The 19,825-nt window shown below is 36.2% G+C and carries 25 protein-coding genes; 13 read left to right on the plus strand and 12 right to left on the minus strand.

Features of this window, described 5'->3' with window-relative positions; all coding sequences use genetic code 11:
- Nucleotides 1-226: 226 nt before the first annotated feature.
- The 4 genes from DSM106972_RS45290 to DSM106972_RS45305 all read right to left on the minus strand — a co-directional run bounded on the left by DSM106972_RS45290 (nucleotide 227) and on the right by DSM106972_RS45305 (nucleotide 3,743).
- Entirely contained in the window at nucleotides 227-1,081 is an 855-nt protein-coding gene (locus tag DSM106972_RS45290) for a HEAT repeat domain-containing protein (protein WP_127086860.1), read from the minus strand.
- A gap of 100 nt (nucleotides 1,082-1,181) precedes the next feature.
- Nucleotides 1,182-1,892 (minus strand): hypothetical protein, encoded by a 711-nt coding sequence (locus DSM106972_RS45295; RefSeq protein WP_127086861.1) that lies wholly within the window; start codon nucleotides 1,890-1,892, stop codon nucleotides 1,182-1,184.
- A complete protein-coding gene (locus DSM106972_RS45300; RefSeq protein ID WP_127086862.1) occupies nucleotides 1,892-2,782 on the minus strand; it encodes a hypothetical protein in 891 nt (296 codons plus the stop codon). The genes DSM106972_RS45295 and DSM106972_RS45300 overlap by 1 nt, the downstream gene beginning before the upstream one ends.
- 70 nt (nucleotides 2,783-2,852) lie before the next feature.
- Entirely contained in the window at nucleotides 2,853-3,743 is an 891-nt protein-coding gene (locus DSM106972_RS45305) for a HEAT repeat domain-containing protein (RefSeq protein ID WP_127086863.1), read from the minus strand.
- 433 nt (nucleotides 3,744-4,176) lie between these two features.
- On the opposite strand from DSM106972_RS45305, the gene DSM106972_RS45310 reads away from it, so the two are divergent.
- Nucleotides 4,177-4,641 (plus strand): hypothetical protein, encoded by a 465-nt coding sequence (locus tag DSM106972_RS45310; protein ID WP_127086864.1) that lies wholly within the window; start codon nucleotides 4,177-4,179, stop codon nucleotides 4,639-4,641.
- Nucleotides 4,642-4,707: 66 nt separating this feature from the next.
- On the opposite strand, the gene DSM106972_RS45315 is transcribed toward DSM106972_RS45310, so the two are convergent.
- On the minus strand, nucleotides 4,708-5,133 hold the full coding sequence (locus DSM106972_RS45315; RefSeq protein WP_127086865.1) for a DUF3574 domain-containing protein: 426 nt from the start codon (nucleotides 5,131-5,133) through the stop codon (nucleotides 4,708-4,710).
- Between the two features lie 148 nt (nucleotides 5,134-5,281).
- Here DSM106972_RS45315 and DSM106972_RS45320 point away from each other — a divergent pair, with 148 nt between their 5' ends.
- Both DSM106972_RS45320 and DSM106972_RS45325 read left to right on the plus strand, forming a co-directional pair.
- Nucleotides 5,282-6,547 (plus strand): tetratricopeptide repeat protein, encoded by a 1,266-nt coding sequence (locus DSM106972_RS45320; protein WP_127086866.1) that lies wholly within the window; start codon nucleotides 5,282-5,284, stop codon nucleotides 6,545-6,547.
- A 426-nt stretch (nucleotides 6,548-6,973) separates the two neighbouring features.
- Nucleotides 6,974-7,219 carry a UPF0175 family protein gene (locus tag DSM106972_RS45325; RefSeq protein WP_127086867.1) on the plus strand — a complete coding sequence of 82 codons (246 nt, stop codon included), beginning with the start codon at nucleotides 6,974-6,976 and terminating at the stop codon, nucleotides 7,217-7,219.
- Between the two features lie 40 nt (nucleotides 7,220-7,259).
- On the opposite strand, the gene DSM106972_RS45330 is transcribed toward DSM106972_RS45325, so the two are convergent.
- Together DSM106972_RS45330 and DSM106972_RS45335 are read right to left on the minus strand one after the other, a co-directional pair.
- Nucleotides 7,260-7,646, minus strand: a complete 387-nt coding sequence (locus tag DSM106972_RS45330) for a DUF5615 family PIN-like protein (protein ID WP_127086868.1) — start codon at nucleotides 7,644-7,646, stop codon at nucleotides 7,260-7,262.
- Nucleotides 7,646-7,963 (minus strand): DUF433 domain-containing protein, encoded by a 318-nt coding sequence (locus DSM106972_RS45335; RefSeq protein WP_127086869.1) that lies wholly within the window; start codon nucleotides 7,961-7,963, stop codon nucleotides 7,646-7,648. The genes DSM106972_RS45330 and DSM106972_RS45335 overlap by 1 nt, the downstream gene beginning before the upstream one ends.
- A 414-nt stretch (nucleotides 7,964-8,377) precedes the next feature.
- Between DSM106972_RS45335 and DSM106972_RS45340 the strand changes: the two genes are divergently transcribed.
- The 3 genes from DSM106972_RS45340 (at nucleotide 8,378) to DSM106972_RS45350 (ending at nucleotide 12,040) form a co-directional block, all read left to right on the plus strand.
- Nucleotides 8,378-9,580, plus strand: a complete 1,203-nt coding sequence (locus DSM106972_RS45340) for a HEAT repeat domain-containing protein (protein WP_127086870.1) — start codon at nucleotides 8,378-8,380, stop codon at nucleotides 9,578-9,580.
- An 89-nt stretch (nucleotides 9,581-9,669) separates the two neighbouring features.
- Nucleotides 9,670-10,857 (plus strand): HEAT repeat domain-containing protein, encoded by a 1,188-nt coding sequence (locus DSM106972_RS45345; protein ID WP_127086871.1) that lies wholly within the window; start codon nucleotides 9,670-9,672, stop codon nucleotides 10,855-10,857.
- Nucleotides 10,858-10,873: 16 nt separating this feature from the next.
- Nucleotides 10,874-12,040 (plus strand): STM4014 family protein, encoded by a 1,167-nt coding sequence (locus DSM106972_RS45350; RefSeq protein WP_127086872.1) that lies wholly within the window; start codon nucleotides 10,874-10,876, stop codon nucleotides 12,038-12,040.
- Between the two features lie 24 nt (nucleotides 12,041-12,064).
- Here DSM106972_RS45350 and DSM106972_RS54435 read toward each other — a convergent pair whose 3' ends face one another.
- The 3 genes from DSM106972_RS54435 to DSM106972_RS45360 are packed head-to-tail and all read right to left on the minus strand — an operon-like array spanning nucleotide 12,065 to nucleotide 12,826.
- The gene (locus DSM106972_RS54435) at nucleotides 12,065-12,316 is read right to left on the minus strand and encodes a hypothetical protein (protein WP_233787703.1); all 252 of its coding nucleotides are present in this window, start codon (nucleotides 12,314-12,316) and stop codon (nucleotides 12,065-12,067) included.
- Nucleotides 12,288-12,467 (minus strand): HNH endonuclease, encoded by a 180-nt coding sequence (locus DSM106972_RS54440; protein ID WP_233787704.1) that lies wholly within the window; start codon nucleotides 12,465-12,467, stop codon nucleotides 12,288-12,290. The genes DSM106972_RS54435 and DSM106972_RS54440 overlap by 29 nt, the downstream gene beginning before the upstream one ends.
- A complete protein-coding gene (locus DSM106972_RS45360) occupies nucleotides 12,464-12,826 on the minus strand; it encodes a hypothetical protein (RefSeq protein WP_127086873.1) in 363 nt (120 codons plus the stop codon). The genes DSM106972_RS54440 and DSM106972_RS45360 overlap by 4 nt, the downstream gene beginning before the upstream one ends.
- A gap of 98 nt (nucleotides 12,827-12,924) precedes the next feature.
- On the opposite strand from DSM106972_RS45360, the gene DSM106972_RS45365 reads away from it, so the two are divergent.
- Complete coding sequence (locus DSM106972_RS45365; RefSeq protein WP_233787705.1) at nucleotides 12,925-13,128, plus strand: hypothetical protein; 204 nt, start codon at nucleotides 12,925-12,927, stop codon at nucleotides 13,126-13,128.
- 26 nt (nucleotides 13,129-13,154) lie between these two features.
- On the plus strand, nucleotides 13,155-13,958 hold the full coding sequence (locus tag DSM106972_RS45370) for a hypothetical protein (protein WP_127086874.1): 804 nt from the start codon (nucleotides 13,155-13,157) through the stop codon (nucleotides 13,956-13,958).
- A gap of 118 nt (nucleotides 13,959-14,076) precedes the next feature.
- Here DSM106972_RS45370 and DSM106972_RS45375 read toward each other — a convergent pair whose 3' ends face one another.
- Nucleotides 14,077-14,400 carry a Uma2 family endonuclease gene (locus tag DSM106972_RS45375; RefSeq protein WP_233787706.1) on the minus strand — a complete coding sequence of 108 codons (324 nt, stop codon included), beginning with the start codon at nucleotides 14,398-14,400 and terminating at the stop codon, nucleotides 14,077-14,079.
- Nucleotides 14,401-14,534: 134 nt separating this feature from the next.
- On the opposite strand from DSM106972_RS45375, the gene DSM106972_RS45380 reads away from it, so the two are divergent.
- The 4 genes from DSM106972_RS45380 (at nucleotide 14,535) to DSM106972_RS45395 (ending at nucleotide 18,181) form a co-directional block, all read left to right on the plus strand.
- Nucleotides 14,535-15,821 (plus strand): leucine-rich repeat domain-containing protein, encoded by a 1,287-nt coding sequence (locus tag DSM106972_RS45380; protein WP_127086875.1) that lies wholly within the window; start codon nucleotides 14,535-14,537, stop codon nucleotides 15,819-15,821.
- 129 nt (nucleotides 15,822-15,950) lie between these two features.
- On the plus strand, nucleotides 15,951-16,574 hold the full coding sequence (locus tag DSM106972_RS45385) for a HEAT repeat domain-containing protein (protein ID WP_127086876.1): 624 nt from the start codon (nucleotides 15,951-15,953) through the stop codon (nucleotides 16,572-16,574).
- Between the two features lie 80 nt (nucleotides 16,575-16,654).
- Nucleotides 16,655-17,197 carry a hypothetical protein gene (locus DSM106972_RS45390; protein WP_127086877.1) on the plus strand — a complete coding sequence of 181 codons (543 nt, stop codon included), beginning with the start codon at nucleotides 16,655-16,657 and terminating at the stop codon, nucleotides 17,195-17,197.
- A gap of 87 nt (nucleotides 17,198-17,284) precedes the next feature.
- A complete protein-coding gene (locus tag DSM106972_RS45395) occupies nucleotides 17,285-18,181 on the plus strand; it encodes an STM4011 family radical SAM protein (RefSeq protein WP_127086878.1) in 897 nt (298 codons plus the stop codon).
- A gap of 3 nt (nucleotides 18,182-18,184) precedes the next feature.
- Here the strand turns inward: DSM106972_RS45395 and DSM106972_RS45400 are convergent, their stop codons facing one another.
- A complete protein-coding gene (locus tag DSM106972_RS45400) occupies nucleotides 18,185-18,394 on the minus strand; it encodes a hypothetical protein (RefSeq protein WP_233787969.1) in 210 nt (69 codons plus the stop codon).
- 120 nt (nucleotides 18,395-18,514) lie between these two features.
- On the opposite strand from DSM106972_RS45400, the gene DSM106972_RS45405 reads away from it, so the two are divergent.
- Nucleotides 18,515-19,732, plus strand: coding sequence for an ISL3 family transposase (locus DSM106972_RS45405; RefSeq protein WP_186538848.1), 1,218 nt, complete (start codon nucleotides 18,515-18,517; stop codon nucleotides 19,730-19,732).
- Nucleotides 19,733-19,825 lie beyond the last annotated feature (93 nt).

Here is a 19,825-nt window from a genome sequence, read left to right on the forward strand (position 1 = left end):
CGAGAATATCTAGAAATTTTTAGGACATATTAAATTAACAGAGGGAAAAACCCAAGAAAGTAACCTACTTAGGTATAAGTTATATTAGCAACAAACCTATGAGTTCAGCCTCCGTAAAAACAACAATATTAGGCGGAAAGTAAGATTACGCCGTACTACACAATTTTTTAGAGCAAAAGGTTTATGAAACTGCTCCGTCCACTGACTGTAATACTAAGTCTAAGAATTATATATTATCTGTTGTTATGAGGTAGCATTTTCTATCAATAGTTCTCTCGTAGACAAAAGCAAGGCGCCTATTTACAGTAAACTCCCAAAATTTTTCAAGACGGTCAATATCAATGCTTTGCTGTAAAAATTTAAAAATTCTGTCTTGAAACTCATATTGATCTTCATCTGGATTAATAGTGATAGATAAGCCATTATCTTTACACCATTGACTAAGTTCATTTTCATGATACAAAGCTTGATCTTCAATCATTCCATACTCTTTATCAATATCTAAAAGCCTTTCAATATGTAAGGTTTTTGCAGCTTCCTCCGCTTTATCTTTAAATATATAAATAGATGCCAACTCACAAAGACCATAATACCAATAAGATGGTTTTTTGTTCTTTAAAATTGTAATGCTATGTTCATAACCGTCTCTATAGCCTGATTGCCGTTGATAGAACAGTCGCTGTTCATCTTTATCGCGTTCATTGATGAAATCTTTAAGTTTGTACCAGTCATCACCGTAGTAAAGTGACGAATAATAAACGCAGTAAATTTTGTCGCCTACGTTTAAACGAATGCCTTTAGCAATTTCTGATTCTGCTTGATTTAACTGTTTTAAAATTTTATAAGCGTGGACTCTAACTTGTAACGATTTGTCTTGGAGGGCTTTAACTAAAATATTTATTCCTTCACTACCGTAATTTGGGGAATTTGCCACAGCATCAAGACGTACTTGTTCGTTTTCAGAAGCAAAGCGTTGACGTAAGCCTTTGATACCACCTAAAACGGCGCCACTAATTGGTGAAGGAACTTGCCCACCCAATACTGCATCAAATTGTCTTGGTTCTTCAGAGTCTTTTACCATAGCACTTAACAATACTGTTCTATATATATAGTTCCCACATAATATATAGAAGCATTCATCATAGTAATTAAGTACCAAATAAATTGCTTGTCTGGGTAGGTTACTTGTTGCTATAAAATTTACGTTTATCTAATCTTTCATATTCTGCATACTGTTTTGGCAAACTCTCGAAAGTGACAAAATAGCTGGCGCCCCATTCTTGAATACATCCAGCAAACCATACATCAGCAGGTATCAAATCATGGGTATCAGCTTTACCCTTGTTATGGCTAAGGTGTATTTCCCCAACCTGTACAGAGTCTAAAAGTCTTAGGCAAGTTTCTTTGGTTAAATCTAAGTTACCCTGGTGCCAAATCAGAATATGAGATACATCAAGCAATAAAGGATGATTTACCAAAGTATCCAAGCTAGAACACCAGTATTCTTCTGTTGGCATAACCTCAACATATACTGGAACACTAAGAGTATCTTCCAGCTTAGATAAAGCAACCTCTAATTCATGCTTTGTTATATCTCGTTGCAAAGGAGCATGAAGTGAGAGCGCGCGTACATCATGGTTTTTGATAAACTCGGCGTATGGGCACCAGGTTTGAGGATGTTGTAAACTAAGACGTTTACGAATGCCGTCTTTGTAAAGACACGAATCGTGTAATATAAGTGGGACATTAGGGTAATCAAAGTTAATATCACAAGGACTACCAATTGCAAGTTCAAGAAAATCAAGCTGCATTGGTTGCTGGAGTGTTTGAAAAATCTCCATGCACTGACTGGTTGTGCGAAGTCCAATAGCTGTAATACTGAGTCCAAGCATTAGATATTATCCGTTATTTTAAGGTAGCTGTCTTCTAAAATAGTTTCTTCGTGGACAAATGCAAATTTTCCTATCCCAAGTAATTCCCTAAGCTCATCAAGTAATTGATACTGCCCGCTTTCTCTAAGATATTGTATAATCTTCTCTTGAAATTCAAATTCATCTTCATTTATCTTACTAAAGAAATTAATTGTGTGCATTTTACACCAATCAGTTATTTGTAGTTCAAAGTTTCGATAAAAGCCAGATAAATCGCTATGGCTTAATAAAAAAGCAGCTTTAGATTTTAAGAAGTTTTTCCAATTAGCATCAGTTAAATTTTTTCCTTCTAAAATTCTCATATGGATTTCATTTGCAAAGCTTTCTGCATCTTCTTTAAGGAAAAAGGTTTTTATGAATGATGGTGATTCATCATACGCAAAATGATGTTCTTGAATTGCTTGCATTGAGTCGAGAATTGTATAGTAATCATCATCGAAATCAATTGCTGAAATATACACTGTATAAATAATGTCGCCTGCTTTTAAGGGTATACCTTTATTAATAATGCGTTGTGTTTTATTTTGTAATAATTTACTAAAAGCTTGCTTTAACCATTGTGGCATTCCTTTATTATTACCCTCTTGCAAATTTACTTGCGACAATATTTGATAAGCAGTTGCCCTCACATTTAATTTCGAGTTATCCGAAGCTTCAATAAGCAAGTCTATACCAGCTTCGCCGTACTTAAGAGCATTACTCAAAGCTTGTATAATCTGTTTATCATTTCCGCTTATGTACTGCTGACGCAATCCTTGAATTCCACCTAAAACAGCAGCATCTATAGCAGGTGGAGATTGCCCACCAAGGACAACATCATATTCTCTAGGCTTTTGTGAATTATCGTTCATATCATCAAGCGTGAAAAATATGTTATGTAATTTAGCTTTTTAATGGGATACGGCTATTTATTGCTTTAGCTTAAAAATTATGATTCGGTCGTAAATAACATTTTCTATCAATGATACATTCATGAACGAAAGCAAGGTGCCCAGATACTGTATATTCCCAAAATTTCTTAAGCAATTCGATATTTAACTTATCTTGTAAAGTTCTATATATCCTGACTTGAAATTTCTCTGATTCTTCATTACGTTTGCAAGCTATTGATAAATTATTCTCTTTGCACCACTGATTCAATTGGTCTTTATCATAGTAATTTTGTTCGTAAATCATCCCATACTCATAGTAAACTTGTAAAAGTCTTTTACGGTGTAATATTTCTGCTGCTTCTTCTGCTTCTTCTCTGAAAATATGAGGTGATATCACTACAGGACGGTAATCTTCTTCCGTAATAGATTTTTCATTATACTTTAAAGCCGCAATGTAATGTGCATAGCCTTCTCCATCATCTAATTGGGGTTTATAAAGAAGGTTCTTTTCACTTCTTTCCTCATATTCATCATAATCTTCATCCTCGTCGTCAATGTCATCAATTGCATCTCTAACGTAATACCCGTCATCACCGTAGGAAAGCGATGAAAGATAAACGCAGTAAATTTTGTCACCTATATTTAAACGAATTCCTTTGGCTGTTTCTGATTCTGCTTGATTTAACTCTTTCAAAATTTGGTAAGCTTTAACTCTAACTTGTAATGATGCGTCTTTTAGGGCTTTTACTAAAATATCTAATGCTTCATCACCATATATAGACGCATTTGTTACAGCGTCGAGACGTACTTGTTCATTCCCGGTCGCAAAGCGTTGACGCAATCCTTCTATTCCACCTAAAACGGCGCCACTAACTGGTGGTGGTACTTGTCCGCCTTTTACTGCATCGAATTTTCTTGGTTCTTCAGAGTTTTTTGGCATAATACTTGAGTTGACAAAACTTTTCTATGTATATAGTTCCCACTTCAGAAGCAAAACATGCGTTCGTCACATTGATTTGCTGGTGCGATCAGGCTACAAGTTTTTTCACTACGCTTGATTTTTTCAATGGCGTCACACACCCTACGCTCAATTTTTCAATGGCGCCATATACCCTACGTTTTTATTTGTCGGTTGTGTAAGTCTTATAGAATCACAAAGAAGATACCTCTGTGGTGTACTCTGCGCCTAATAAGGTAAAAAATAATTTCACCACTGAGACACGGAGGGCACAGAGGGAAAAATAATATTTTAGTACTATTAAACTTCTGTAGAGAAAATATAACGAATTATTTTAGATTTATATCCAATGTTCAATGTCCTTAGCGGATGGTGAGTGTTAGGATGTTGTTGCTGCTCGATTTTCAAGCTGTGGATGAGTAAACAATTAGATAAAGCGCTGTCCTTAGAGGTCGCTAAGAATATAAAGAGTAAGTCGAAGAAGCCGTTCGATAATGCTTATAAGGCAGCATTAGCGACGGAGGGAGCGATTTACGTACAAGGATTTTTGGTTTTTGCGGGACAACCATATCGCCCCATTGAACATGCGTGGATTGAAGTGGGAGATACTATTATTGACCCAAATCTACAGCATCTCAATAAATCTGCTGAGAGCTTATTGTATTTTGCAGCACAGCGAATTACGGTAGAGAATTTAAAGGAAATTCTTGAAGAGTCGCAGGAAGACTACCCTGAAGATGACCCTTTACCCATATATGGGAATGCACCGTATGAGTATTATGGTGATGTGATGTTGGGTGATAAGCCTTACCTTGATGCTTACAAAGCTGCTGAAGATAAGTGTAAGGAAATTAACAAACCCATCGTTGATAGTAATTAATAATACATGGCGATATTTGTAGAGACGCGATTAATCGCGTCTCTACATTGTTATTACACAACCCCATCAAAAAGACACCTTAACATTACTAGTAACTCTCAACACAGCTTCTTGGTGGAATGTTTGTTTGTAGTTCGATATCGTATCTTTAACCATTTTATTTTTAGTCGAATTTTCCTCGTAAATCAAAATAATCAGCTTACTTTTTTCTTTTACCAGTACTCCAGAACTACTTAAATACTGACCATTAGCATCCACAACAGTTAACCCATCCTTAAACCGTGGTGTAATAACGCGGTTGAGAAACTGTTGCCATTCAACCTCAGAGATTGTTTTGCCTCCTGGTTTAGATAAGCCAAAGTACAATTCCTCTTTTATAAGAGTCTTATCAGATGACTCCGCGCGTGTCATTAGGTTAGTGCAAGCAGAACTAGAAAGCATTAAACCTGCAAGAGTTAAGCTTTTTAAGCTGTTTTTGAAATTTAATAACATTGTGTTTACCGTAGGTTGATATAAAGAGGGTTCTTCTCTACTAAACGGTTAATTATCCTTGTTTAAGCAATTTGCCCAGTAGGTTATAACAGTAGGTAGTTAACGGTATCAATTAAAACAAGTGAAATTAAAATCAATCTTATTCACATTGACCATATTGTGTCTCGGAGTCAGCGCCATTCCTATTGAGACAAAGGTTACACATGCAAATAATAATCAGTCTCAAAGCGCGCAGCTTAAGTTAAAAGGTATCCCGCTTAGTTGTTATATAAGTGTTGGTGAACCTGCTACAGGAGAAGGGCCAATTATTTTAGGACAAGAAGCTATATCACAATATTGGGCTTCGGTGTCACTAAAATATGCAGACGCAGGAAAGTTTGACCAAGCTATTCAGTTAGTCAAACGGATGCAACACGATTTAATACCACAGCAAACCAAAGTAGCAATAGCGGCAAAATTAGCAGAGAAAAAGCAATATAACCGAGCTATTCAACTTGTTCAAAGTATAAATAATGAAACAGGAAGTACGGAGAAAGCACGAGGATTAGCAATAATTGGGCGCCAGTATGCCAAAGCAGGAAATAAACAACAAGCAGACCGCTTATTTTCGCAAGCTTTAAAGTATGCACGTTCGTTTGCACCCGAATTGCAAAATTATCCATTGGCATATATTGCAATTGAGTATGCAGCAGCAAATCGTTTTACAGAAGCGTTGCAACTAGCAAACCGCATTAAAGATGAGGATAGCAAAGCAACGGCATTATCGGGAATTGCAATTGAATATGCCAAGCTTGGTAACTTTAATAAAGGTATTCAGCTAGCGCAAACAATTACAGGGGAGTATGAACGAAGCAAAGCACTAGAGTCTATAGCATCACAGGCAACTATAAGCCAACTTCCTCAACTACAAAAACTTGCCCTTGCAATAAAAGACGATGCTTACAAGGCGCCTGCCTTAGCTGCCATTGCGAAAAGGTATATTAACTTAGGACAAATTGAACCAGCTTTGAACCTAGAAAAAACAATCGTCACAACTGACCCAGGTGGCTCTGCTTATTATGAATTACCAGGCGCCTACGCTAGCAAACAAAGATTTGACAATGCAATTAAACTCGTTAACCAAATGCAAGGTAATGAGTGGCAAGATATCGCGCGCGCAAGTGTTATTTTAGAATACGCACGTAACAAGCAGTACGATAAAGCACAAAACCTAATTAATCCCATCACATCTCAAGCTTCTAAAAACAAAGCCATTCAAGCACTAGCACAAGGATACGCAGAAGCAGGACAGTATCAACGTGCTGCTGAAGTACTCAAAACAGTTCAACCAGGAAATGAAATAGAGGCGCCTGCCAATCGCCAACATGACATATCCTTAGTTGAATGTGCCGCAAAAACAGCAGCAATAAAATAATTAGTTTCTTGTGGAGCAGGCATCCCTGCCTGCCTCCTATATACTCTTGTTATAAAATAGGCACCTCTCCTATCTTGTTTTGATATATTAAGGACAGGCGAGGACGCCCGTTCCACAAGAGAGTCACAAGACATTTTTATAGGCGCCTTTTAGAGACAATACAACTCAATAGTTTTGATATTTCTTTTAGAGTTAATTCTTAGTTAGAACAGTGAATACTGTGTCTAGGTGCATACAGCTTAAGTTTGGGTGCATTCGTTGCGTTTTATAAATATAGTGTTTTACATACATTCGCGGTTCAGTTAAGAATAATACAGAGGATGAGATTCATAACTATCGCCACTCAGAAAATTACACCTAAATTTTAAGTCGATTCCTACTAGAACAATTAAAATAATAGAAATGCTTATGTTTCGGTAAAACCTTATGAGCGTTATCATTCCTGACGAAATCTTACATGCCACCCAAATGACTGATTCGGAAATGAAAATAGAAATTGGCATCATGCTTTATCAGCAAGGTAAAATTAGCAGTGGCAAAGTTAGGGCATGGACAGGGTTGACTGTAATTAAATTTCAGCACGAATTAGCCAAACGTGGGCTATGCCTAAATTACGATGTTGAAGACTTTCAATCTGACCTGAAAACCTTACAATCAATGGGACTGCTATGATTATTAGTGCCTTGTTTTTTCAGACATTTGTTAAATAAGTTTACCTCCGATATTCTTGAACAATAAAAATTTGCTGGCTAGATTTTGGCTGATTCTGTTTTTTAATCCTGATAAGGCGGTTAGAAAGGTTGGTATCCTCTTTAAGATATGCATCAAGAGTATTTACCTGTCCAACATAGTCTCTATCATCTTTGCAAATAATTATACCAGAGTGGTTAACATTGCTGCGGTGTAAACGAATGAAGTCGTCACGATTCAGGGTTATAACAATACGATTTTGTTGGGTTGCAAAGATTAAAACCTCTTCATCTGGGATACGCTGATTTGCTTGTCCTGCGTCATAAGAAGTTAAAAGATTGTGCCCTTTTTGACGAATAATTGTAACAATATCAAAAGGAAAGTTTTCGTTGGAGTAGAGGTTAGCCATTAGATATCATCTTCTTGGTAGGAGGCTATAATGCTATTAATTTCATCTTGGTGACGATTATAATAAGCCCAGGCACTATTTAAATCTTCAAGTGTCAAGCCAGGGAAATTACGGAGCAGTTCTGTATTGTCAGCTCCTTGTTGATGAAAGGATACTAATGTCCAAACGGGTATTCGAGTACTGCGAATACAGGCATGACCCCCGCAAACACCAGGAGTTTTCTGTATGGCGCCAAGTTTTTCTTGAAGAAGGGCAGTTTCTTCAGGACTGAGAGATTCTATAATTTGCAGAAGTGAGTCAACAAGTTTGGTATTCATAAAACAAAAGTGGATAAAACATTACGGTGCCTACTCTACAAGCTAAACCATTCTATTATTTTGGATATATTAATTATAGAGTTATGTAATGGTGAGTAGCCAAGAACCACAGTTTGAAATTAATTATAGGGATAGTGCTTTGGAACCTGAGTACTATGATGCTCTACACGAATAACAAGTGAGTCAACAAGTTTGGTGTTCATAGAAATTACGGCACCTAATGTATAAGCTAGGTCAACAGCAACAAAAACTTTAACTAAAATTTATAATGCTTTTGTACTGAAAAGAGTAATATACACTTGTGGGGATTTTTATGCGCCTGACGGAAAATATTCCATAGCAACCTTGTATCACCTTTATAATCTTCCAATTTATGGGCATCTTAACTATAGAGTTGTGTAGTGGTAAGTAGCAATGGCAGACAATCAACCTAGAGATTTTGATGTAGTACTTGGAGGAGAGGCACCACCTCCAGTTGCAGGTGTTGTGCTAGGAGGATTTGAGGGCGTAAAAAACCGACTTGGAAGTTCAAATGTAGATGTACGGGTTGCGGCACTATCTGATGCATTGAATTATGGAGAAGCTGGTTTGGATTTGTTAATTGGAGCATTATATAATGATTCTTCACAACAGCTAAAACATCTTGTTGGACGGTTGTTAAAGCAGAAAGGTGGTACTAAAGCTAGGCAAGCTCTACTTAATTACGACCCTTGGTTATTTTTTACTAAATTGGAAGATTGGAAAATAGAGAATTTTAACCCTCAAATTGGTATCATCAACCCAACTGGTACTGCTTATACTGTTAATTTTGAGCATTTGAAGCTGTTGTTACAAAATTCGCATGTTGAAAAAGTCGAGGCATTAGTTTGTCAAATACATGGATTTTACAATAATTATGATGTTGAATTTTACAAATTTGTAAATCTAATTTATGATAACCGCGATAAGCTACATAATCTTAAAGCTCTGTTTATTGGAGATGCACTAGCCCATCCTTTCATGAGTTCTTTTTTAGAATTAGGTGATATTACTCCAATATTAAAAGCTTTCCCTAAATTAGAAGTGTTACAGTTTCGTGGCGGTTGGGGTTTGTCTACTAGACAGCTTCGACATGAGAATTTAAAAACTTTAGTTGTAGAAACAGGTTTAATGTTTGTTGACAGTGATACAGTCGAGCAAATATGTAAACTGGACTTGCCAGCACTAGAATATCTTGAGCTTTGGCTTGGTGGTTGCCATCATAAATCTAATGAAGACATCAGTACTAAATATTTATTGCCTATTCTTGCAGGCAAGGTCTTTCCCAATCTGAGTTACTTAGGTTTGCGTAGTAGTGACTACTCAGACAACATTGCCCAGTGTTTGGCAGAGTTGCCAACAGTTATTACCCGTCTTGCAGTACTTGATTTATCGATGGGAACTTTAACCGATAATGGTGTAGAAGCTTTGTTGAATTTTGCTCCTATTAATCAACTTCATACACTGGATGTTTCTATGAATAATTTATCCATAAGCATGATTGAAAAATTATCTCAGCTTAATTGTAAAGTAATTGCAGAACCGCAGCAGGATGAAGAAGCAGAGTCTGGCTCTCGTTACTGTGCCCTTTATGAATAAATTCTAAAATTGTTTGTCTTCTTTGTTTCTTTTATAATCTTCCAGTTTATGGGCATCTTAATTATAGAGTGGTGTAGTGGTAAGTAACAATGGCAGACAATCAACCTAGAGATTTTGATGTGGTACTTGGAGGAGAAGCGGCGCCTCCAGTTACTGGTATGATATTAGGAGGGATAGAAGGTGTTAAAACTCGCTTAAGTAGTTCAAGTGTGGATGTGCGAGTTGCGGCTCTTAGTACTGCTTTAAATTATGGAGATGCTGGTTTAGATTTAATAATTGAAGCATTAGACGATTCCTCACCGGATGTACAGAATTTTGCAGTCAAACTACTGAAAGAACAAGCGGGGATTGTAGGAAAACAAGTATTGTTAGAGTATAATCCTTGGTTGTTTTTTACTAAGTTGGAAAATTGGAAGTTTAAAAACTTTAATTCTCAAACTAAGAGTTTCTCTGAAATAGGTATTGCTTATGAAGTTAACTTAGAACAATTAAAGTTGCTATTACAACATCCCCAGGCAAATCAAATAGAAGCTTTAGTATGTAACATATATCACAATGATTATCCTCGAAAAATTAGCAATGAATTTTATGAATTTGTAGACACTCTTTTTAATGCTAGCAAAATATTAACTAATCTAAAAGCTTTATTCCTTGGGGATATCCAAAAGCATAAAGAGAAAAAATCTGTCACAGGTTTGGGTGATATCAGTAGACTTTTAGAAGCTTATCCCAAATTAGAGGTGCTAAATATTAGCGGTTATTGTGAACACCTTGAGTGTCACGTCAAAGGTCATGAAAATTTGAAGACATTTATTATTGAAACAGCAAATATAAGTGATTTGGCTATTAATCAGATTTGCTCATTAAATTTACCAGCTTTAGAGTACTTTGAACTCTGGATGGGTAGTAATCATGAGTTAAGTGCTACTATAAAAAGTTTAAAGCCAGTTTTTTTCGGTGAGTCATTTCCAAATTTAAATTACTTGGGTTTGTGTAATAATATACATGCTGATGAAATTGCATCTGCAATACACCAATCTTCTTTTATGGCTGATTATCCTATTATCGATAATCTTGCAATACTGGATTTATCAAAGGGGCATTTAACTGATTATGGCTTGGAAACTTTGCTTGAATGCCCAGCTATCAGTTCTTTGTATTGTTTAAGAGTACGTAGTAATTATCTTTCTGAAGAATTAATTAAAAAGATAGAAGACTTATCTTTAATAGATGGTCACTTCGACCCAGGCTCTCGCTACTGGGCACTATATGAATAAAAATGGAAATAATAAAATGCTAAACTTTATCGCTATTGCAAACCCTGAAAACAGGCGCCTCGGTTTTCTACAACAAGCGTTCTCCCATTTCAATTTACCACCTGCTACTGTTATTCCTTACACTGACTTAATTGCAGGCAAACAAACCTTAGAACAATTCAAGGCACCTAATACTATCATCCGCTTTGACTCTCCTGAAAGAGACTTTGATATTGATAAAGCTATTATTGCCGCAGGTTTTGCCGTACCTGATGATGGACAACACCAGCGCATAAGTCCTGCCGAAGTCGTAAAATTAGAGTTTGATAAAGGACGTATTTGTTATCCTCGTCAATGGTATTTAGGCTGGCGCCATCTATTACAACAATGGTTACAGCAACTTCCAGTCCCCCTCTTTGCAGACGGGGAGGGGTTAGGAGTGGGGTTCATGAACCACCCCGAAGACATCGCTGTGATGTTCGATAAACCAGCTTGTCATGAAAAATTCCGGCGCCATAATATTCCCGTTCCCCGTTCGCTTGGTAAAATTCACAGCTACGACCATTTACGCGAACAAATGGAAAAACAGGAGATAGAGCGAGTATTTGTCAAACTCTCCCACGGTTCCGCTGCTTCTGGAGTTGTTGCTTATCAAGCAAATTCAAAGTTTGAGTCAGCTATAACCACCGTTGAACGAGTGCGAGAAAACGGGGAAACCTTACTATATAACTCGCGTAAAATTCGTAACTATACCCGTAGAGAAGAAATTACCGATGTTATCAATATATTAACTGCGGAAGGTGTACAGGTCGAAGAATGGCTACCCAAAGCGCGCTTACAGGGATGTGGTTTTGACGTGCGTGTAGTAGTTATCAACGGTAAAGCGCAGCATATAGTTGTCAGGTTGGGTAAAAGTCCAATGACGAATTTACACCTTGGTAACGAAAGAGGTAATAGTCAGGAATTACTAGAAAAAGTCGGCGCCGAAAATTGGGAAGCGATGAAGCACACTTGTGAGCAAGCTGCAAAGTTATTTCCTAGTAGTTTATACTGTGGCGTTGATTTATTGATATTACCTGATTGGAAACAACACACGATTTTAGAGATTAACGCTTTCGGTGATTTGTTACCAGGGATTTTATGGAATGGTATGGATACTTATACAAGTGAGGTTAAGGCAATATTGGAAAGGAATATAAAATAGGGTTAATTACCGCACGTTATCTTTTCACGGAAATAAACCTAAACTAATCCAAAACTGCCGTGCCATTATTTGTGACTGGCTGTTCATCTCCAAACAATCAACAGTTACGGCGCCAATTGCTGTTAAAGCAATTATTGTGCCAAATGTAATGTTCGCTTGAAAATGGTTCTCCCATTGATCAAGTCTAGGGTGGAATAAACGAATTTCCGTACCAGTATTAGGGTCAATTCCAGATATACGGTTCCCTTTATGAAGATTGCATGAGCGCTCCTGCAAGAGCTAAATTATCTAATGTCTCTGCACCTTGCCTGCTTACTGGTCGAATATGTTCTACTTCAAATGAAAAATTAAATATAATTTCAGGAGCGCGACAATATTCACATCGATGATTAGCTCGATTTGCTACCAATGTATAATTTGGATTCATTCACTTTGTTGTTGCATTAAAAACTTTGCTCTTTTAGCTGTTGCGTTTAGTTCAGCCTCCACCAAGCTATCTAATTCTGCTTGTAATTCTTTTGGAAACAACTTTTCTTCGTCGCGCGCTTTACGCCATAATTCCATTAATTCAGATAAGCGTTTTTGCTGTTCGGCGCCAAAAAATTGGTCAGGACGGAAACTTTGTAGTACAAGTACCCCGTTAAACTCGGTTTCATCCAATTGAGTTGTTAAACCATCCAAAGCTTGACCAGCAGTTTTACCTATTGACTGCTTGTCACCAGCTACCGCACGATAACACCTCTGCCCGGAAGCATCCTGTATAGATTGTATAGCTACTGTAGTCATGTTTTTGCCTCAAGCTATTTCAATTATATATTTTACGCAAAACCAAAGGAAATAGCGAGGAATTACTGGAAAAAGTCGGCGCCGAAAATTGGGAAGCGATGAAGTACACTTGCGAACAAGCTGCAAAGTTATTTCCTACGAGTTTATACTGTGGCGTTGATTTATTGATATTACCTGATTGGAAACAACATGCAATTTTAGAGATTAACGCTTTTGGGGATTTGTTACCAGGGATATTGTGGAATGGTATGGACACTTATACAAGCGAGGTCAAGGCAATGTTGGAAGTATGTAAAATGTAGATACAGCAATTTGAAGATGTGTTTACATGCTCGAACTTCGTCCCATCAAAAATGAAAGTGATTATCGTGCAGCGCTGGAGGAGATTGAAGCTTTAGTGTTTGGTTTGTGGACAGATGACAAAACTTCGGCTTCTATTATTAATGCTTTAGTTGCAGCTAGCCAAACACTTACAAATCTCAAAGCTGTTTTTGTAGGAGATATTGAAGATTTAGAATATCTGATTTCTCCAATTAGACAAAGTAACTTTTCCCCTCTATTAGAAGCTTATCCAAATCTTGAAGTTTTACAAGTTCGTGGTGATAATCACCCATACATGGGAGATATAGGACTAGAATTTAGTCCCGCACTTAGACACGAGAAACTAAAAGCCCTTATTGTTGAATCTGGTGGAATTAGCCATTTGTCAATAAACCAGATTTGTAAACTTGACTTACCAGCGTTAGAATATCTTGAATTATGGCTAGGAAGTGATGACTTTGGAGGTGACTCATCTATCAACGATTTAATGCCAATAATCTCTGGCGTATTTCCTAAACTTAAATATCTTGGACTACGTAAAAGCGCATATTCTGATGATATTGCCTTTAGAATTGTTAACTCTTCTATAGTGGAAAATTTAATAGAGTTAGATTTTTCTATGGGAAATTTGAGAGATGATGGCGCCGAAGCTTTATTAAATTGTCCAGCAATTAACCAGCTAGATACTCTTAACGTATCAAATAATTGTTTAACTAATTGGATGATTGAAAGGTTAAATCAATTAGATATTGAAGTTATTAGCGGTGAACAAAAATATTATGAAGACCGTTATTCTTCTGTAGCTGAGTAATTATAATCAAGTATGGTAAATCATCAAAATGACCCCAGAGAATTTGATGCTGTTCTTGGAGGTTATAGTAGGAAGTCAAAAAGGTTTACATAATCGTTACTGTACTGTAGCCGAGTAATTATAAGACGAGGTTTGTTTTATCTAGCACCACTACGTCAGGACGAAAACCTGTTGAAACTACCAGAGGTTTAATTAAACAACGGGCAGGTGTAAACCAACGGACACCCATTTGATCTATCAGGACGTTAACTTTTCGCAGCAGAAAAGCAGCCACTTCTTCGTGAGGCCCAGTCGGTTCCATATCAATGAGTTCCCCGTCAATTAATTCGTAACGCTCATCATCCCCATACCGAGCTATAAAATTATCGAATGTCAGGAGTTTGGGAACTGCTTGTGTCATAGCGTCAGGCGCCTCCATGCAAAAGTCAAATGAATGAGACATCCTCTAAAAAATGCTGGTGCTTTATATCTATGCCAAAACTTTCCAGCGAACTTTACGTATTATATAGGATTTTTGCTCTATTTTTGAAATATATGTAAAGTAAACGCTGACAGCCATTGATGCTTTGAACCAGTATGGCAAACAATCAAAATAAACCTAGAAATTTTGATATCGTATTGGGTGGAGAAACACCACCACCATTATACGGCGCCGTATTAGGTGGAATAGAGGGAGTTAAACGGCGTTTAGCTAGCTCTGATGTTGAAACGCGCATCGGCGCACTGAGTAGCGCGGTTAATTACGGTAATACAGGTTTACAGGTACTAATTGATGCTTTAGAACATAATTCGGCAAAAGTACGGAAAACAGCAGCAAAACTATTAAAAAATATAAATAAAAATCAAGTAAAAGCAGCTTTGGCAAAATATAAGTTTTGGACTAGCTTTGAAAAATATTATGAAATCCCTTGTAATTATTCGACTACATTCGCTAATCGAAAAGTAATTGAGTTTGACCCTGTAATTGGCATTAGCGAAACTGTTAATACCGCTTATGCTATAAGAGTTGTCCCAGGAGAAGACTATTATACAAGGTCAGTATTGAATGGCGTAGATAAATTGCAAATTATATTGCAAAGTCCCCATGCTTGTGAGATTGAAGCTTTGGTATTTGGATATTGGTATACAAGGTCTTTAAAAGATTTTACTTTTCGTCCTGTTTTGGATGAATTACTAGAAGCTTCACAGAAACTTACTAATCTTAAGGCTTTATTTTTAGGAGATATTAATAGTTCTGAATTTCAAAATGTTTCCCTCGTATACTGTAATTTAAGTTATATTTTACTGGCTTACCCACAGCTAGAAACATTAAAGGTTCGTAATAACTCCTATAGACGTAGTTATTGCTCAAATTACGAGGTAGGATTAGAATTTTGCCCAATTCGGCATGAAAAGCTTCAAACGCTTATTATTGAAGGTGTTGGCATTTCAAATGAGGTGTTTGAAGAAATTTGTAAGCTTGAATTACCTGCATTGGAATATCTTGAGCTTTGGTTTGGTCGAGATAGGTATATTAATCATAATAGTATTAATCAATTTGTCTCAGTGTTTTATCATAATTTTCCTAAGCTCAAATATTTAGGACTACGGTACTATAACCATGACTATCCAGATAATGTTGCTTTTGCAATAGCAAATTCTCCAATTTTTGAAAACTTAGTTGAATTAGACCTTTCAATGGGAAAAATTGGAGATGAGGGAGCAAAAGCTTTACTTAAGTGTTCTGCAATTCGTCAACTTGATACTCTTAATATTTCTCATAATTGTTTAAATAGTAAAATAGTTGAGAAAATAAGCAAGTTGGATATTGAAGTTATTACTGGTAATCAAAATCCGCAGAGGTATTATTCTTCATATGGGTGAAAATGATTTGATGAGGAGGCAGTTCGGGATGCCTGCTCCACAATTTAATATTGCTCAGTGTTATAACGGATGTAGTAATTAAAATTATTTGTTTATAAAAGAATTATTATTTACATTTTTAATAAAATTATGACAGGGAGCCAGAACCAACCTGGAGAGTTTGATGCTATTCGCGGAGGAGATGCACCACCATTACTAGGCGCCGTTTTAGGTGGAGTTGAGGGTGTTAAGCAACGTTTAGCTAGTTCTGATGTTGAAATGCGCGTTTCTGCTTTGAGTCGCGCGCTCAGTTACGGTGATGCTGGTTTAAATTTAGTAATTAAGGCTTTAGATGATAATTCGGCAAAAGTGCGTAAAGCAGCGGTACGTTTACTAAAAGATATAGATAATAGCCAAGTAAAAGCAGCTTTAAAAGAGTATAAATTCTGGACTACATTTGAAAAGTATTATGATATCCCTGACAATCATGCAACTACATTCGCTAACTGGAAAGTTATTGAGTTTGACCCTGTTATTGGCATTAGTGATACGATTGATACTGCTTATGCTTTAAGAACTGTCCCAGGAGAAGACTATTATACAAAACTGCAAATTCTATTACAAAGCCCTAAGCTAATCAGGTTGAAGCTTTGGTCTTCGGTTTTTGGTATACAACTTATTTTGAATGTTATAATTTCTGCTCTGCTATTGACGCACTACTTAGAGCTTCTGAACAACTTACTAATGTTAAAGCATTATTTTTCGGAGATATAAATAATTCTGGATGGGGAAATATTCAATTGTATTATAGCAATCTTAGTTACATTTTATTAGCGTACCCACAGCTAGAAGTATTGAAAATTCGCGTTAATTATTATAATCAAATTTCTCATAACTACCAATTAGAGTTTAGTGCCATTCAACATGAAAATTTGAAAGTCCTTATTATTGAAGGTTATGATATTTCAATTAATATAATCAAAGAAATATTTCAAATGGAACTACCTAGATTAGAATATCTTGAACTGTGGCTTGACAAAAGAGATAACAATACTAGTTATTTGAATTATGATTTATACAATAAATTTCCTAAACTAAACTATTTAGGAATACATAGTTGTAGTAATAATTCCTCATCCCTTAGTGATATTCCTTTCGCAATCATAAATGATTCACTCATCGAAAGTTTAGTTGAATTAGACCTTTCAAAGGGAGCAATATATGATGAAGCAGTAAAATATTGGCTTAATTATTGTCCGGCAATTCATCAACTAGATACTCTTAATATTTCTTATAATTGTGTGACTGATGAAATGATTGAAAGAATGAATCAATTAAATATTCAAGTTATTGCTGAGAAGCAGGAACCATATAGGTATTGGTCTGCATGTGAATAATCAAATTGAATGAGTAGGGCAGGCAGGGATGCCTGCTCCACAAGAGTGATACTGATATATTATGGTTTGATAATAATGGGAGTTTATATGCATTTGAATATTCTTTATCGGGGTTCTTTGGTTAGTTGTAACTATGGTTGTGAGTATTGTCCTTTTGCGAAGCGTCAGCAAACAGCGGCTGAGTTAGCTAGTGATAAACAAGATTTGGAACGGTTTGTGAATTGGGTTTCTCAACATCCACAGCATGAGTTTTCTATTCTTTTTACTCCTTGGGGTGAGGCGTTAATTCATCGCTGTTATCAACAAGCTTTGGTAAGGTTAACTCAAATGCCTCATGTTAATAAGGCTGCTATTCAAACTAATCTTTCTTGTAATTTAGATTGGGTGGAGGAGTCTAATAAAGATAAACTCGCACTTTGGGCTACTTTTCACCCGGAGTGGGTAGAAAGAGACAGTTATGTTGCTAAGTGTTTGGAACTGGATAAACTCGGCGCCCATTTTAGTGCTGGAGTGGTAGGTTTCCCGCAGTTTAAACATGAAATTGCTGCTTTGCGCCAGGATTTACCAGAACATGTGTATTTATGGATTAACGCTGTAAAGGCGGAATTGCCGAATTTATCACAAGAAGACAGGGAGTTTTTTAAGTCTATTGACCCGTTGTATGAATTGAATACGCAACATTACCCAAGTTTTGGACGTTCTTGCCGCGCGGGTAAATCAGCTATTTCAGTTGATGGTCAGGGTACAATGCGACGTTGCCATTTTATTAAGGCGCCGATTGGTAATATATATGATACTAATTGGGAAAACTATTTAGTTGATAGAACCTGTACAAACCAAACTTGCCATTGTCACATTGGATATGTCCATCTAGAGTATTTAGAACTTGATAAGGTGTTTGGCTCAGGAATTTTAGAAAGGATTCCACAAAAGCTCTTTCCTTTTTCCCCCCTTATTAAGGGGGGCAGGGGGGATCAATTATAATCTTTACCTAATATTTCTCCATGTGTCAGCATCAGTAAAACGTTGTAAATGCTTAAGGTTTGTAGTAGCAATTACAACATCTCGCCCTGGATATTCTTCTTTCAAAAGTCTCCATTGAGCAGCAATAATAATATCTCCATCAATATTTTTATCACTTGCAGTTGGTATTCCTCGACTACGAGCTTCTGCCCAAACTTGAGCAGCTTCTTTCATAAGTTCTTTAGTTAATGGCAAAAATTCAATCCATTCTGAAAGCGAATCTAAATTTGGTTCTTGCGTACTTAACGTGCTAAAATGTTAAGATAACTACCCTGTATTTCAATAAAATTTATTATGAAAAGAGTTTTGACCGAACTATTAAACTTGCCTGATGTAGTAGTAGAGTCCAGTCTACAAGAGGGTTCAGTCCTAATTTTATCAGTAAGTAAAAAAGTGAAAAGTGCAGTATGCCCGCATTGCGGTAAAAAGTCGGAACATCTACATCAAAATCAAAAATACTTAGTAAAAGATTTACCGATGGGAGATAAAGAAGTAATACTAAATTTAAATAGACGAAGATTTAAATGTAAAACATGCCGAAAAACGTTTAGTGAGCACCTTGATTTTGTTGGAACGAAAAAGGGGTTTACGCATCGATACGCAGAAAATATCGTTAAACAAGTTATTAGTAGTGATGTAAGTAATGTTGCGAAAAATAATGGATTAAGTGATGAAGAGGTTAATTCGATGATTGAAGAAGTAGCTCAAAAATTGTTACCAATAGATTTAAGTAATTTAAGAAGGTTGGGAATCGATGAAATTAGTTTAGTTAAAGGTCAAGGAAAGTTTATTGTTGTACTCGTAGATATAGATACGGGGAAATTAATAGGGTTAGTAAAAGAAAGAAAACAAATTGTAATAGAAAATTTCATGAAGACGTGGGGAGAAGAAGTTTTAGATAAAATAGAAGAAGTCAGTATTGATATGACCGGAAATTATAAAAGTTTAGTCGATAAGGTTTGCTCAAACGCAGTCGTGACGGTAGATAGGTTCCATGTTACCAAAGTTATACATCAAGAGCTAAATCAAGCTAGAATAGACGAAAAGAAAACTGCTTTAGAATTAAATGTAGAATCAAGAGAAAAAGTATTTGATAGTTTAAAAGGTAACAAATTTACACTCTTAAAAGCTGAAAGCGAACTTACAGATAAACAGAAAGATAAATTAGATAAAATCAGAGAAGCGTCACCTTTGTTAGGAACAATGCATTCATTGAAAGAGGAATTCCGTAATATTTTTGATAACAGTGAAGATTTAGGAGAAGGAATTTTAGGGCTTCTAGATTGGTTAAAAAAAGCTGAACCTTATTATCAAAAAAGTGTTAAGACAATTACACGATGGTTTGGAGAGATAATCGGATATTTCGAGAGAAGAACTACTAATGGAGTAGTAGAAGGAATTAATAATAAACTGAAACTAATAAAACGAAGTGGATTTGGCTTTAGAAATTTTCGTAATTTTGAAATTAGAGCTTTACTTTCTTGGCACTATGATATTAATTTAGCACGCTAAGTACGCAAGAACCATAAAGATGAAAGTTTAGCAGGCTACATCCTACGTTTGGCTGAAATTAATTACTATCAGTCTCCTAACTGGATTTTAAAT

The organism is Dulcicalothrix desertica PCC 7102 (genome assembly GCF_003991905.1).
GTDB lineage: Bacteria > Cyanobacteriota > Cyanobacteriia > Cyanobacteriales > Nostocaceae > Dulcicalothrix > Dulcicalothrix desertica.

Excerpts from the sequence above, each read along its gene's own strand:
- DSM106972_RS45315 (WP_127086865.1), bottom strand. The coding sequence starts at position 5,133 with ATGTTATTAAATTTCAAAAACAGCTTAAAAAGCTTAACTCTTGCAGGT.
- DSM106972_RS45380 (WP_127086875.1), top strand. The coding sequence starts at position 14,535 with ATGGCAAACAATCAAAATAAACCTAGAAATTTTGATATCGTATTGGGT.
- DSM106972_RS45370 (WP_127086874.1), top strand. The coding sequence starts at position 13,155 with ATGCTCGAACTTCGTCCCATCAAAAATGAAAGTGATTATCGTGCAGCG.
- DSM106972_RS45345 (WP_127086871.1), top strand. The coding sequence starts at position 9,670 with ATGGCAGACAATCAACCTAGAGATTTTGATGTGGTACTTGGAGGAGAA.
- DSM106972_RS45340 (WP_127086870.1), top strand. The coding sequence starts at position 8,378 with ATGGCAGACAATCAACCTAGAGATTTTGATGTAGTACTTGGAGGAGAG.
- DSM106972_RS45400 (WP_233787969.1), bottom strand. The coding sequence starts at position 18,394 with ATGAAAGAAGCTGCTCAAGTTTGGGCAGAAGCTCGTAGTCGAGGAATA.
- DSM106972_RS45310 (WP_127086864.1), top strand. The coding sequence starts at position 4,177 with ATGAGTAAACAATTAGATAAAGCGCTGTCCTTAGAGGTCGCTAAGAAT.
- DSM106972_RS45305 (WP_127086863.1), bottom strand. The coding sequence starts at position 3,743 with ATGCCAAAAAACTCTGAAGAACCAAGAAAATTCGATGCAGTAAAAGGC.
- DSM106972_RS45300 (WP_127086862.1), bottom strand. The coding sequence starts at position 2,782 with ATGAACGATAATTCACAAAAGCCTAGAGAATATGATGTTGTCCTTGGT.
- DSM106972_RS45325 (WP_127086867.1), top strand. The coding sequence starts at position 6,974 with ATGAGCGTTATCATTCCTGACGAAATCTTACATGCCACCCAAATGACT.
- DSM106972_RS45295 (WP_127086861.1), bottom strand. The coding sequence starts at position 1,892 with ATGCTTGGACTCAGTATTACAGCTATTGGACTTCGCACAACCAGTCAG.
- DSM106972_RS45290 (WP_127086860.1), bottom strand. The coding sequence starts at position 1,081 with ATGGTAAAAGACTCTGAAGAACCAAGACAATTTGATGCAGTATTGGGT.
- DSM106972_RS45330 (WP_127086868.1), bottom strand. The coding sequence starts at position 7,646 with ATGGCTAACCTCTACTCCAACGAAAACTTTCCTTTTGATATTGTTACA.
- DSM106972_RS45365 (WP_233787705.1), top strand. The coding sequence starts at position 12,925 with ATGAAGTACACTTGCGAACAAGCTGCAAAGTTATTTCCTACGAGTTTA.
- DSM106972_RS45360 (WP_127086873.1), bottom strand. The coding sequence starts at position 12,826 with ATGACTACAGTAGCTATACAATCTATACAGGATGCTTCCGGGCAGAGG.
- DSM106972_RS45405 (WP_186538848.1), top strand. The coding sequence starts at position 18,515 with ATGAAAAGAGTTTTGACCGAACTATTAAACTTGCCTGATGTAGTAGTA.
- DSM106972_RS45350 (WP_127086872.1), top strand. The coding sequence starts at position 10,874 with ATGCTAAACTTTATCGCTATTGCAAACCCTGAAAACAGGCGCCTCGGT.
- DSM106972_RS45385 (WP_127086876.1), top strand. The coding sequence starts at position 15,951 with ATGACAGGGAGCCAGAACCAACCTGGAGAGTTTGATGCTATTCGCGGA.
- DSM106972_RS45395 (WP_127086878.1), top strand. The coding sequence starts at position 17,285 with ATGCATTTGAATATTCTTTATCGGGGTTCTTTGGTTAGTTGTAACTAT.
- DSM106972_RS54440 (WP_233787704.1), bottom strand. The coding sequence starts at position 12,467 with ATGAATCCAAATTATACATTGGTAGCAAATCGAGCTAATCATCGATGT.
- DSM106972_RS45335 (WP_127086869.1), bottom strand. The coding sequence starts at position 7,963 with ATGAATACCAAACTTGTTGACTCACTTCTGCAAATTATAGAATCTCTC.
- DSM106972_RS45375 (WP_233787706.1), bottom strand. The coding sequence starts at position 14,400 with ATGTCTCATTCATTTGACTTTTGCATGGAGGCGCCTGACGCTATGACA.